The sequence below is a fragment of the Type-A symbiont of Plautia stali genome, from assembly GCF_059731155.1.
The window spans coordinates 3,070,503-3,083,153 of record NZ_AP035891.1; the positions used below are offsets into that span (position 1 = coordinate 3,070,503).

General features: G+C 60.3%; 10 protein-coding genes and 3 pseudogenes. All 13 read right to left on the reverse strand.

The window, feature by feature from the left end; all coding sequences use genetic code 11:
• Position 1: 1 nt before the first annotated feature.
• The 13 genes and pseudogenes from AC6I8M_RS16215 to cysG all read right to left on the reverse strand — a co-directional run bounded on the left by AC6I8M_RS16215 (position 2) and on the right by cysG (position 12,598).
• A pseudogene (locus tag AC6I8M_RS16215) lies at positions 2-1,396 on the reverse strand (OprD family outer membrane porin).
• A gap of 79 nt (positions 1,397-1,475) precedes the next feature.
• Positions 1,476-2,825: pseudogene (locus AC6I8M_RS16220) on the reverse strand (PTS transporter subunit EIIC).
• Positions 2,826-2,855: 30 nt separating this feature from the next.
• Positions 2,856-3,926, reverse strand: a pseudogene (locus tag AC6I8M_RS16225) (SIS domain-containing protein).
• A gap of 59 nt (positions 3,927-3,985) precedes the next feature.
• Positions 3,986-5,101 carry a LacI family DNA-binding transcriptional regulator gene (locus tag AC6I8M_RS16230; protein ID WP_010616098.1) on the reverse strand — a complete coding sequence of 372 codons (1,116 nt, stop codon included), beginning with the start codon at positions 5,099-5,101 and terminating at the stop codon, positions 3,986-3,988.
• 15 nt (positions 5,102-5,116) lie between these two features.
• The gene (truD, locus tag AC6I8M_RS16235; protein WP_498013506.1) at positions 5,117-6,160 is read right to left on the reverse strand and encodes a tRNA pseudouridine(13) synthase TruD; all 1,044 of its coding nucleotides are present in this window, start codon (positions 6,158-6,160) and stop codon (positions 5,117-5,119) included.
• Entirely contained in the window at positions 6,157-6,639 is a 483-nt protein-coding gene (gene ispF, locus AC6I8M_RS16240; RefSeq protein WP_010616096.1) for a 2-C-methyl-D-erythritol 2,4-cyclodiphosphate synthase, read from the reverse strand. Before ispF ends, truD begins: the two co-directional genes overlap by 4 nt.
• Positions 6,639-7,355 (reverse strand): 2-C-methyl-D-erythritol 4-phosphate cytidylyltransferase, encoded by a 717-nt coding sequence (ispD, locus tag AC6I8M_RS16245; protein WP_010616095.1) that lies wholly within the window; start codon positions 7,353-7,355, stop codon positions 6,639-6,641. Before ispD ends, ispF begins: the two co-directional genes overlap by 1 nt.
• A gap of 3 nt (positions 7,356-7,358) precedes the next feature.
• Positions 7,359-7,676, reverse strand: coding sequence for a cell division protein FtsB (ftsB, locus tag AC6I8M_RS16250; protein WP_010616094.1), 318 nt, complete (start codon positions 7,674-7,676; stop codon positions 7,359-7,361).
• Positions 7,677-7,846: 170 nt separating this feature from the next.
• The gene (locus AC6I8M_RS16255; protein WP_010616093.1) at positions 7,847-8,167 is read right to left on the reverse strand and encodes a DUF3561 family protein; all 321 of its coding nucleotides are present in this window, start codon (positions 8,165-8,167) and stop codon (positions 7,847-7,849) included.
• A 54-nt stretch (positions 8,168-8,221) separates the two neighbouring features.
• The gene (gene cysC / locus AC6I8M_RS16260; protein WP_010616092.1) at positions 8,222-8,827 is read right to left on the reverse strand and encodes an adenylyl-sulfate kinase; all 606 of its coding nucleotides are present in this window, start codon (positions 8,825-8,827) and stop codon (positions 8,222-8,224) included.
• Positions 8,827-10,254, reverse strand: coding sequence for a sulfate adenylyltransferase subunit CysN (gene cysN, locus AC6I8M_RS16265; protein WP_010616091.1), 1,428 nt, complete (start codon positions 10,252-10,254; stop codon positions 8,827-8,829). The genes cysC and cysN overlap by 1 nt, the downstream gene beginning before the upstream one ends.
• A gap of 10 nt (positions 10,255-10,264) precedes the next feature.
• Positions 10,265-11,173 carry a sulfate adenylyltransferase subunit CysD gene (gene cysD, locus AC6I8M_RS16270; RefSeq protein ID WP_010616090.1) on the reverse strand — a complete coding sequence of 303 codons (909 nt, stop codon included), beginning with the start codon at positions 11,171-11,173 and terminating at the stop codon, positions 10,265-10,267.
• Between the two features lie 9 nt (positions 11,174-11,182).
• The gene (cysG, locus tag AC6I8M_RS16275) at positions 11,183-12,598 is read right to left on the reverse strand and encodes a siroheme synthase CysG (RefSeq protein WP_010616089.1); all 1,416 of its coding nucleotides are present in this window, start codon (positions 12,596-12,598) and stop codon (positions 11,183-11,185) included.
• Positions 12,599-12,651: the final 53 nt, after the last annotated feature.

Here is a 12,651-nt window from a genome sequence, read left to right on the forward strand (position 1 = left end):
CTTAGTGTCGTGAGTGATTGAACAGGCTAAAAGGGGCAATCATCATGAATTTGACGTCCTTTTCATCTTGGAAAACGTTGCCATAGCCGCCGCCCCAGCTCGGGTTATCACTATGGTTGTTGTAGGCGGTGAGATGCAGCTTAAACACCGTGTCTTTGGTCCAGCCGGACTGCACCTGCCACACCAGATCGCCGTTGATGGCGGTTTCCGTCAGGCGCTGCTACTGCGACCAGTCGCCGCCGCGCGCCGGTTTACCGTCCCAGCCCCAGGCAAACGAGCCACCGATGCTGACGCCAGGCCAGACGATGTCGCTGAGATCGATCATCAGGCCTGCAAACAGCGCTTTTTCGCCGTCGGCGTTGAAGTCAGAGCGCGAATCCCACCACATATCGATGCGGCCCGCGGAGTTGGGATAGATCGGCGTCATCGCCACGGTGTAATAACCCTGTTTCCCCGGTGCGTGCACCACGCTGCCTTCGAGCCGGAACTGGTAGCGATCCCACTGGTACGCCAGCGTCAGGCCCTGCTGCCAAGCAAACTCATCGTAAACATCATAGCGACCGGTACGATCCTGCGAGCCGTAGAACTGCCAGCTGACGCTGAACGGGTTATCCCACAGCGTGCTCTGGCGTGCCGCTTTGGCGAAATATTTGTCGAGATAATGCGGAGATTCGCCCCACGCCAGCTCCAGCGTGTTGCCGTTTTTGAAGTCATACTTCGCGCCCAGCGAGTGCAGATAAGGAATGCGCGTTTGCCGGTCGATTTCGCGAAACTCGTACATTTTGCGATACCACGGCGCTTTGTACTTGTTGGCGCCCATCCACGACAGCGACAGCGCGCTGGCAGCGCCATAGTCATAGACCACCCCGACTTCCACGCGCCCTGGTAGGTGCCGGGCAGAAACCCCCACTGGGTGCCAAGCAGCGTCTGGCCGCTCGGCTGGATATAACCGGCCCGCAGCCAGTAGTCGCCGGCTTTGAGTTTCAGCGCTGCACGGTAGAGATCCAGCCCGTTACGTTCGCCGACGCCACGGTCTTCCCACATCGAAGGCCCGTGACTGAAGCTGATCTCGTTGGGATGCGCCGGGCTGCCTTCAAACAGATCCCAGGTGGCGAAGGCCACCACATCAATGCCCACGGTATCGGCCAGATAGCCGGACAGATAATCGAGCGCGCCGGTCAGCGTGCTTGTGATACCGGTTGGTCTGATAGTGCTGATAGTGCGCGCTGTGCGGATCGAGATCTTTACGCTCACGGTGGCGCTGCCAGTAATAGACGGTACCCTCCAGCGTGCTGTCTTCAACAAATCCTTCCACCAGCGCCGGCGGTGCCGCGCCCAGCATCAGGGTTGCCAGCGGCAGCAGCGCTGCCTTTTTTCTCCTGGTGAATGTATTCATGACCTTTCCTTAAGGTGCACGCGGCCCTGCGTAGCAGCCGCATGCGATTTCCCTGTTTTGGTGTTAACGAATCAGCGCATCAGGCGCCGGTTTTATTCACGCTGCGCAGCGTCCAGCGGCCGTAAATCAGCGTCAGAATGAATGGGGTGAGGAAAGCTACGGCAATTGCCGCCACTTCATAGATCATCTTCGACTCGGGGCCTTCGAACAGGCCGAGTTCAAACACGTTCAGCACCGGCAGGAAACTGTAGGTTTTCACCTGCAGCGGCCCGGTGATGCCACCGCCGAGCGCCGCGCCGATGCAGCCGAAGATAAACAGCATGCGGTACTTGAGATTGACGCCATACAGCGCCGGTTCGGTGATGCCAAAGAACGCTGACAGCGACGCCGAGATCGCAATCTGCCGGTCGCGCAGGCTGCGGGCGATGAAGATCGCGCCGGTTACCGCGCCAAACTGCCCCATCACCGCCGACATAAACATCGCCATGATGGTGTCGTAGCCCTGCACCTAAATATTGATCAGCGCCAGCGGGATAATGCCCCAATGCACACCAAACACCACAAATAGCTGACCAATGCCCGCCATCGGGCTGAGCTGATAGAGCCAGCTATAGCCGCTGGCGATGCCGACGCCAACGTAATCCGCCAGCGGGCCAATCACCGTGAACACCACAAAACCGCAAATCAGCAGCGACAGGCACGGCACAAACACCAGCGCTGCCACCTCGGGGATCCACTGTTTCAGCCGGCGCTCAACCTTGCTCAGCAGCAGTACCGCCAGAATCGCCTGAATCACCGCGCCGCCGTAAATCTTCAGGCTGATGCTCAGGCCGAACAGCGCGAAGTGCGCCGGTAGATCCGGCTGGGTCAGCGGAAACACCATCGCCGCCGTCAGCGCCAGCGCGGTGAAACGGCTGGCACCGAAACGGTCTGCCGCGGTAACCGCAATAAACAGCGGCAGGAAGACAAACACGCCGCTGGCCAGCGCGTTGAACATGGCGAACAGCAGGTCATCGTCCGGCACCCAGCCCTGCGTCTGCAGCAGCACCATGATGCCTTTGATCACCCCGATGCCGGCCAGTACGCCAATGTAGGGCGTGAAGATAGCGCCCAGCGTGGCCAGCATTTTGCCCGCGACGCCGCGCTCGTCTTTGCCGGGCTTCACCGGCTCGGCCACCGGCGCTGCGCCCTGCTGCATCGCCTGATACAGCTGTTCGACCTGCGGCCCGACCACAATCTGCAGCTTTCCGGACGCGTTCACCACGCGGATGACGCCCGGCAGGCTACTGATGGCCGGCATATCGACACTGGCCAGATCGTTTATCGTCAGCCGCAGCCGCGTGGCGCAGTGTGAAATATGGCTGATATTATCGTCGCCGCCGACCTGTTCCCTGATGGCCTGCACCAGCTTCACGTAATCGAGTTTCATTGTTGTTATCCTTATGGCTCGCGCCCGGCGTTAGTCGTAATCACCCGGTTTGGTTTTGCTCTTCATCGACACGCCAAAATCAGTGAATATGCGCTGCGGCAGATTGTTGCCTTTGGCTTCAGCGATGTGATGCGCGAGGATCTGGAACGGAATCACCATCAGCAGCGGCGCCATCCATTCGCTGACGTCCACACCGAGCGCCAGCGTGCGCGCATCATCACTTTCCCTGAGACACAGGCTCCAGACGTGCGGCGTCACGCGCTGCTCATACTGGCGCAGCAGCTGCAGGCGTTCGCGCACCGGCGCCTCGACGTCGATGAAAAACAGCCGGTGCTGCGGATTAATTTCGAAATAGGGGCCGTGCATGAACGCTTCCAGTTCGATGCCCTGCGACGGCACGCGCACCGTTTCGCTGAATTTGGTCTCCATCTCTTTGATCACGCCAATCGCCGGACCAAAGCCAATCGAGATAAAGCGCGGCGCCGCGCTGAGATCGTCCTACCAGCGCTGCCAGAAGCGCTCGGTACGGGCGATGATGTCCGGAATCGCGTCGACGCCGTGCTGCAGTTGCGCCAGCGCCTGCTGCTCCTGTTCTGCGCTGAGACGACCGCTGTGGCGCGCACTGTGCACGCCAATCAGCATCAGCGTCAGAATCGTGGCGACAATAGCCTTTGGTGACATAACCGACGCGCTCCTCGCCGTTCATGATGTCTACTGCGTGATCCACCGCCTGCGCCAGCGGACTGGTGATTTTGCTGGTAATGCCCCAGGTTGCCACGCCGTGCTGTTTTTTCAGCGCATCAATCGCTGCCAGCGTCGAAGTGCTCTCGCCGCTTTGTGAAATCGCGATCACCAGATCGGTCGCCGGATCCCACTGCTCGTAATGCTGAAAATGGAACGGCTCTGCACGCTGATGCGTACGCCGGTCAGTTGCTCAACGTAATACTTGGCGCTGAGCGCGGCGTTGATACTGGAGCCGGTGGCCAGAATCAGCACTGTTTTCGCATTGCCCAGCACCGGTAATCCCTGCAGATAGCGCGCCAGCAGATGGCTCAGCACCTCGGGTTGCTGGTGGATGTAGGTCATCATGGTGGGTTTCATTACCGCTCCTTAAACTGTTTTCCCGCCAACATGAAAACGTTTTCAGGTTGTGAGCCAACTTATTTAATGACGCATATTAAGTCAACGTGAGGATCGTGAAATTGCGATCGCGCTAACAAAGCGCAACGAAAGCAGGCGGATTCGCCGGGGATCAATACCGGCTTTAGCGGTGCGCTGCAGCGCGCGTGCGGGCTTAAGCTGCCGTCCAGCTGCGCCATCATCATGGTGATAATGTTTTGCCCCAGCTGCGGATTCTGGTGATCGACGCTGGTCAGGCGCGGGATAAAATATTCGCTGCCGGGGAAGCGCTCGCAGCTGATTACCGCTACCTGCTCAGGCACGTCAATGCCGCGATCGCGTAGCGCGCGGATCGCGCCCATCGCCACGCGATCGTTGATCGCCACCAGCGCCTGCGGTCGCTCTGCCTGCTGCCACAGCGTATCAATCGCCTGATAGCCGTGTTCAGGATAGAAGTTATTCAGGCAGATCCAGCTGTCGCGCGGCGTAATGCCGGCCTGCTGCAGCGTGGCGTGGAAATGACTGACGCGCTCGCGCGTCACCCACACTTTGCGCGAGCCGCCGATGAAGGCGATATCTCGCAGGCCGCGCGCCAGCAGCTGATTTACCGCCAGCTCGACGCAGTGCTGCTGGTCGCGCATCATGCACGGCCAGCGGCCAGCAGGATGGGGCTGCCCCACTACCACTACCGCCATTTTGTCCATCAGCGATTCCAGCAGCGTCAGGTAGCCAGTCGGAATCGGCGCATAGTCGCTGTGGCCGCCGAGCACGATCACCCCATCGATCTGGCTATTGATAATCGACTGAAAAATCGCGCTTTCGTCATCGTGATGCTGAGGGCTGCGGTTGGCCGACTGGGTATCGTACAGGGTGATTTTGTAACCGATGGCCAGACAGGCCTGCTGAATCTGCGCCACCAGCGTGACGAAGTAAGGGTTAGTGATGTCAGAGACGATCACCGCGAGGGTGTAGCTCTGGCGCGATATCATGCCGCGCGCCATCAGGTTGGGGCTGAACTGATGCTCGGCGATCACCTGTTCCACCCGCGTGCGGGTTTTTTCGGACACCCACGCATGCTTGTTGAGCACGCGCGAGACGGTGGTGATCGACACGCCGGCGAGTACGGCAATATCCTTGATGGTAAGATTTTTGCTCATCGTCGCCAGGTTCGCTTATTCGTCGCCGAGCGGGGCCGCCGAGCCGTTGCTCAGCAGCTTACGCACTACGCCGGTGGCAAAACTGCCGGCCGGCAGCCAGAACTGCAGCTCGAGCGTGACGTCATCCCACCAGTTCCACTGCAGATCTTTCGGCACCACCAGCATGGCGCGCCGCGTTGCATCGACGCGTTCACGCTCCAGCAGGCCCAGCAGATCGGCCGTGCCCGCCAGCTGCTGCTGTTCAAACGCCAGCGTTTCGCCCTGAGTGCCGGGCTCGCCGCGCCCGGCCAGCGGCGCGGTGATGCGCAGCTCGTGGTTATCCACGCGCTGCTGCAACGCAGGTAACTCGTCCGCCTGGGCAACAAACCAGCTACCGCGCCCGGCGAGCTGCAGCGCATCGCCGGGCTGCACGCGATCCAGCGCGCCGTCAAGCTCCAGACGCACGCTGGTCAGCTGATTGAACAGCTGGCTGCGCGCCGCCGACAGCAGAATGCCTTTGATACTGCGGTCGCGTGGACGGAATTTCTCCTCTGCCCACAGGCGCGCCTGCGTCAGGTTATTGCCGCCGTGGCCAAAGCGCTGTTCGCCAAAGTAGTTGGGCACGCCCTGCTGCTGAATCCGCTGCAGCCGCGATTCCACCTGCGCGCGATCGGACACCTGACGTACCACCAGACGAAACGCATTGCCCGCCAGCGCGCCGGTGCGCAGTTTACGCTTGTGGCGAATCACCTGCAGGATCTCCACGCCTTCCAGCTGGAAGCCGGCAAGGTTGGGCATCGCCGTGCCCGGCACGCGGAAGCACAGCGTCTGCTCGGTGACCGCGTGGCGATCTTTCATGCCGGCATAGCTGAGATTGCGCTGATGCACGCCGAGGAATTTGGCGATCGCTTCGGCGACAAAACGCGTGTTGCAGCCAATTTTACGGATGCGCACCAGCAGTTGCTCGGCTTCGCCGTCATAGGGATAGCCGAGATCTTCAATCACCACGAAATCTTCGGGACTGGCTTTGATCACCCCGGTGGCAGCGGGCACGCCGTGCAGGTAGAGCAGTTCACTCATGCCCGATCGGCCTTCACCAGCAGCACCACCGCTTCGCAGGCAATACCCTCACCACGGCCGGTAAAGCCCAGCTTCTCAGTGGTGGTGGCTTTGACGTTGACATTACCCATGTGGCAACCGAGATCTTCGGCAATGTTGACGCGCATCTGCGGCACGTGCGGCAGCATTTTCGGTGCCTGAGCGATGATCGTGACATCGACGTTGCCGATGCGGTAACCCTTCTGCCGGATGCGGCGCCAAGCTTCGCGCAGCAGACCGCGGCTGTCGGCGCCTTTGAATGCCGGATCGGTGTCCGGGAATAGTTTGCCGATGTCGCCCATCGCCACCGCGCCCAGCAGCGCGTCGGTCAGCGCATGCAGCGCCACATCGCCGTCGGAATGCGCAATAAAGCCCTGTTCGAAGGGAATACGCACCCCGCCAATCACCAGCGGACCTTCGCCGCCAAACGCGTGCACGTCAAAACCGTGACCGATACGCATCATGCGTGCTCCTTTAACTGAATCTGAGTGAGATAGAAGGCCGCCAGCGTCAGATCTTCCGGCCGCGTCACCTTGATATTGTCGCTGCGTCCGCTGACCAGCTCAGGATGATAACCGCAATACTCCAGCGCCGAGGCTTCATCAGTGATGGTCGCGCCTTCATTGAGCGCACGCGTCAGGCAGGCGGTCAGCAGCGCATGCGGGAAAAACTGCGGCGTCAGCGCATGCCACAAATCATCGCGTTCGACGGTATGCGCAATGGCACCTTTGCCGGGCTCCGCGCGCTTCATGGTGTCGCGCACCGGTGCCGCCAGGATCGCGCCGACTTTGCTGTGCTCACGCACCGCCAGCAGACGCGCTAAATCATCGGGATGCAGACACGGACGCGCCGCGTCGTGCACCAGCACCCAGGCGCTGTGACGGATGGTCTGTAACCCGGCCAGCACCGACTCGGCGCGGGTTTCGCCGCCGGTGACGCGCAGCACACGTGCATCCTGCGCCAGCGGCAGGCTATCGAACCAGCCGTCATCCGGGCTGACTGGCACCAACACCTGCTTTACCGCCGGATGCGCCAGCAGGCGCGCCACGCTGTGTTCGAGCAGGGTTAACGGACCGATGGTGAGATACTGCTTCGGACAGGCGGCCTGCATGCGGCTGCCGATACCGGCAGCCGGCACCACGGCAATCACATCCGCAGAGGAAGAGAGCTGATTCATGGTTTATCGTTGTTGATTCTGCGCCGCTTGTTGCGCATTACGTTTGTTTTGGTCTGGCACTAGACGATAGAAAGTCTCGCTAGGCCTGATCATGCCCAGCTCGCTGCGTGCGCGCTCCTCAATCGCCTCTGAACCGCCATTGAGATCGTCAATTTCGGCAAACAGCTGATCGTTACGCGCTTTGAGTTTGGCGTTATTCGCCTGTTGTGACGCCACGTCTTCGCTGACGCGCGTGTAATCATGGATACCGTTCTTGCCCAGCCACAGAGAGTATTGCAACCATCCCAGCAGCACGAGCAGCAGTAACGTCAGTTTTCCCATCCCCGTCCCCTGAAAAACGGCTCAATCATCCCATAACTTGACGCCGGACTCCACTGCGGCAGCGAAAATGGCGCGCAAGCAGATTTGTCTGGACAAATAATTACGGGGAAAGCGCCGGACGGCAGGTAAAGTTTTGTAACCTGCCGATGCGTTTGCACATCAGCGCCGGATTACCGGTCGGAGAGAAAGGAGAACAGCAGCCAGAACAGGCATACCACCACTAGGGCGGTGATCAGGCCGCTCCACCACAGCCGGCCACGCAGCATCAGGCTGAGCACGATGCCAATCAGCACCGAAACCGGCAGCAGCGCAAGGAAAAAAGGCCAGGTGTAGAGAAAGAAAAACAACGTGTTGGAGCCGTACAGCAGAAACGGGATGCCCAGCGCACACCAGTACGAGAGAAAGCCGATCACGCCGCCCGGCAGCGATGAGCGTGGCTCATCCGGGGTGCGTTCATCTTTGCGTGCCAGTATGGGGGTAACGTTCTGCATAGAGATCCTGTTGACGCTAAAGCGCGGCAAACCGTGAGATTTGCCGCTGTCGGTTCAGGATCTGATGATATCGTGGTGGCGCAGCAGGTCTAACAATTGGCCGGTCAGTTTTGTAACCAATTGTTCACCATCCAGCTGGATTTCCGGCGCGTCTGGCGCCTCGTAAACGCTGTCGATACCGGTGAAGTTACGCAGCTCGCCGGCACGGGCTTTTTTATACAAGCCTTTCGGATCGCGCGCTTCGCACACCGCCAGCGGCGTATCGACAAACACTTCGATAAACTGCCCGTCACCGAGCAGATCGCGCACCATCTGGCGCTCGGCACGGTGCGGCGAGATGAACGCCGTCAGCACCACCAGTCCGGCATCCACCATCAGTTTCGCCACTTCACCCACGCGCCGGATGTTCTCTTTGCGGTCTTCATCGCTGAAACCGAGATCGCGGCACAGGCCGTGACGCACATTGTCGCCGTCCAGCAGATAGGTGCTGACGCCCAGCGGGTGCAGCGCCTGCTCCAGCGCACCGGCCACGGTGGATTTACCCGAGCCAGAGAGCCCGGTAAACCACAGCACCACGCCACGATGGCCGTGCTGCTGTTCGCGTTCAGCGCGCGTGACCGGATGGTCATGCCACACCACGTTTTCGTCGTGCTGCGCCATTACTGACCGCCCAGCAGGTCGCGTGCGTTCCAGTGCGGGAAGTGACGGCGCACCAGCGCGTTCAGCTCCAGCTCGAAATCACTGTACTGGCCAGCCTGGTTGCGCGCGGCGCTCAGCGGCTGATGGATCATGCCAGTGCCAACGGTCACATTGCTCAGGCGATCGATAAAGATCATGCCGCCGGTCACCGGGTTCTGCTGGTAAGTATCCAGCACCATCGGTTCATCGAACGTCACTTCTACCAGACCGATGCCGTTGAGCGGCAGGCTGTCGACCGCGCGTTTTTCCAGCGTATTGATATCCACCTGATGGAGAATCTTTTCGACGCGGCCACGCGCTTTCTTACCGGCAATTTTCACTTCATAGCTTTGCCCCGGCTGCAGCGGCTGTTCCGCCATCCACACCACGTCGACGGTCGCGGACTGCACCGCCTGCAAATCCGCTGCGGCATCCACCAGCAGATCGCCACGGCTGATGTCGATCTCATCGTTCAGCACCAAGGTAATCGCCTCTCCGGCGGCCGCCTGCTGCAGGTCGCCGTCAAAGGTGACGATACGCGCAACGCTGGATTCCACACCGGACGGCAGCACTTTCACCCGCTGGCCGACGCTGACCACGCCCGACGCCAGCGTACCGGCATAGCCACGGAAGTCGAGGTTCGGCCGGTTAACATACTGCACCGGGAAGCGCATCGGCTGCGTGTCGACCCCGCGCTTCAGCTCTACCGTCTCCAGCACGTCGAGCAGCGTCGGGCCGCTGTACCACGGCATGGTTACGCTTGGGGTGGCGACGTTATCGCCTTCCAGCGCCGACATCGGCACAAAGCGGATATCGATATCATCCGGCAGCTGCGCGGCAAAATCGAGGTAATCCTGTTTGATCTGCTCGAAGGTATCCTGGCTGTACGCCACCAGATCCATCTTATTGATCGCCACCACCAGATGTTTGATGCCCAGCAGCGTGGCGATAAAGCTGTGGCGACGGGTCTGATCCAGCACGCCTTTGCGCGCATCGATCAGCAGGATCGCCAGATCGCAGGTTGAGGCACCGGTCGCCATGTTGCGGGTGTACTGCTCGTGCCCCGGCGTGTCGGCGATGATGAACTTGCGCTTCTCGGTGGAGAAATAGCGATAGGCCACATCAATAGTGATGCCCTGCTCGCGCTCGGCCTGCAGGCCATCGACCAGCAGTGCCAGATCGAGTTTCTCGCCCTGGGTACCGTGGCGTTTGCTGTCGTTGTGCAGCGACGACAGCTGATCTTCATAAATCTGGCGCGTATCGTGCAGCAGACGGCCAATCAGCGTACTTTTGCCGTCGTCGACGCTGCCGCAGGTGAGGAAACGCAGCAGGCTTTTGTGTTGTTGCGCGGTCAGCCAGGCTTCAACGCCGCCCTGCTCGGCAATCTGTTGGGCAATAACGGTATTCATCGGCGTCTCCTTAGAAATAACCCTGACGTTTTTTCAGTTCCATCGAACCGGCCTGGTCGCGGTCAATCACGCGCCCCTGACGTTCACTGGTGGTGGAGACCAGCATCTCTTCAATGATTTCCGGCAGCGTCTGCGCCTCGGATTCCACCGCGCCGGTCAGTGGCCAGCAGCCGAGTGTACGGAAACGCACCATACGCTGCTTAATCACTTCACCCGGCTGCAGGTTGATACGATCGTCATCAATCATCATCAGCATGCCGTCGCGCTCCAGCACCGGGCGCGGTGCAGCTAGGTACAGCGGCACGATTTCGATGTTTTCCAAGAAGATGTACTGCCAGATATCCAGCTCGGTCCAGTTGGAGAGCGGGAACACGCGAATGCTTTCGCCTTTGTTGATCTGGCCATTGTAGTTGTGCCACAGCTCCGGACGCTGGTTTTTCGGATCCCAGCGGTGGAAACGATCGCGGAACGAATAGATACGCTCTTTGGCGCGCGACTTCTCTTCATCACGACGTGCACCACCGAACGCCGCATCAAAACCGTATTTGTTCAGCGCCTGCTTCAGACCCTCGGTTTTCATGATGTCGGTGTGTTTGGCGCTGCCGTGCACGAATGGGTTAATACCCATCGCCACGCCTTCCGGGTTACGGTGCACCAGCAGCTTTGCGCCCATCGCTTTCACGGTGCGATCGCGGAACTCGTACATTTCACGGAATTTCCATCCGGTATCAACGTGCAGCAGCGGAAACGGCAGCGTGCCCGGATAGAAGGCTTTGCGCGCCAGATGCAGCATCACCGAGGAGTCTTTACCGATGGAGTACATCATCACCGGATTGCTGAACTCGGCCGCCACCTCGCGGATGATATGGATACTCTCTGCCTCCAGCTGGCGCAGATGAGTGAGACGATTTTGGTCCATAATTTTTCCTCAAGCCAAATTGACAACGGCGAACTCGCGAGCCCCCTGCTGTGCCGAATGTTGGAACCAGGCAAGTTGCCCGTGCAGATTCACCACTTCGCCAATTACTAACAGCGCTGGCGTTGGCGCGGCAGCTGCCAGCGCCTCGAGTTGTGCTAAGGTGCCGGTCAGCACCTGTTGATCCTGGCGCGTGCCGCGACCAATCACCGCCACTGGCGTTGACGGCGCGCGGCCGTGTTCGATCAGCCCGGCGGCAATTTCCGCCGCTTTCACCGTGCCCATGTAAATCGCCAGCGTCTGACGCGCGCGCGCCAGCGACGGCCAGTCGATACCGTCGCCGTCGGCGCGGCAGTGACCGGTAATAAACAGCACGCTCTGGGCATGATCGCGGTGGGTTAACGGAATACCGGCATAAGCGGTAGCGCCCGCGGCCGCGGTGATACCCGGCACCACCTGGAAGGGAATGCCCGCCGCCTGCGCCGCCTGCAGCTCTTCGCCGCCGCGGCCAAAAATAAACGGATCGCCGCCTTTCAGGCGCACCACGCGCTTGCCCTGCTGCGCCAGCGTCACCAGCATCTGATTGGTCTCTTCCTGCGGCACCGAATGGGCACCGGCGCGTTTGCCGACGCAGATACGATCGGCATCGCGTCTCACCAGCTCCAGCACCTCGTCGCTGACCAGATGGTCATACAGCACCACATCGGCCAGCTGCATCACCTGCAGCCCGCGCAGCGTCAGCAGACCGCTGTCGCCCGGGCCGGCACCGACCAGCGTGATTTCACCCTGATTATCGGAGATGTTTTCCAGTTCGCGATCGAGCGTGCGGCGCGCCTCGTTGACGTTACCCGCCGCCATCTGGCTGGCAAACAGGCCATTAAAAGCCCGCTCCCAGAAGCGACGACGGTCAGACATTTTGTGGTAGCGCTGTTTGACTTTGTCGCGCCACTGACCGGCCACTTCGGCCATCTGCCCAAGATTGGCGGGCAGCAGCGCTTCGATTTTTTCACGCAGCAGACGCGCCAGCACCGGCGCGGTGCCACTGGAGGAGATCGCCACCACCAGCGGTGAGCGGTCAACAATCGACGGGAAGATAAAGCTGCATTTAGGCTGGTCGTCGACCACATTCACCAGCTTGTGGCGCGCATTGGCGGCATCAAACACCTGCGCGTTGAGGGCGTTATCGTCGGTGGCGGCAATCACGAGGAAAACATCGTCCAGCTGCGCCGCGTCGAAGTGCTGAGCAATCCACTCGACGGCGTTAATGTCGCGCAGCGCCTGCAGTTCATGGCCGAGCTCGCGCGCTGCCACCCGCACGTGCGCACCGGCACGCCGCAGCAGCTCAATTTTACGCGCAGCGATTTCGCCACCGCCGACCACCAGCACCGGACGGTTTTTGAGATCGGCAAAGAGAGGCAAGTAATCCACGTTAACCTTGTTAGTTTTACAATAAGTTAACGCGACTATACGTCCCTGCCTTC

Coding starts and splice junctions, on each gene's coding strand:
- ftsB (WP_010616094.1), bottom strand. CDS start 7,676: ATGGGAAAACTGACGTTACTGCTGCTCGTGCTGCTGGGATGGTTGCAA.
- cysD (WP_010616090.1), bottom strand. CDS start 11,173: ATGGACCAAAATCGTCTCACTCATCTGCGCCAGCTGGAGGCAGAGAGT.
- AC6I8M_RS16230 (WP_010616098.1), bottom strand. CDS start 5,101: ATGAGCAAAAATCTTACCATCAAGGATATTGCCGTACTCGCCGGCGTG.
- ispD (WP_010616095.1), bottom strand. CDS start 7,355: ATGAATCAGCTCTCTTCCTCTGCGGATGTGATTGCCGTGGTGCCGGCT.
- truD (WP_498013506.1), bottom strand. CDS start 6,160: ATGAGTGAACTGCTCTACCTGCACGGCGTGCCCGCTGCCACCGGGGTG.
- AC6I8M_RS16255 (WP_010616093.1), bottom strand. CDS start 8,167: ATGCAGAACGTTACCCCCATACTGGCACGCAAAGATGAACGCACCCCG.
- ispF (WP_010616096.1), bottom strand. CDS start 6,639: ATGCGTATCGGTCACGGTTTTGACGTGCACGCGTTTGGCGGCGAAGGT.
- cysN (WP_010616091.1), bottom strand. CDS start 10,254: ATGAATACCGTTATTGCCCAACAGATTGCCGAGCAGGGCGGCGTTGAA.
- cysC (WP_010616092.1), bottom strand. CDS start 8,827: ATGGCGCAGCACGACGAAAACGTGGTGTGGCATGACCATCCGGTCACG.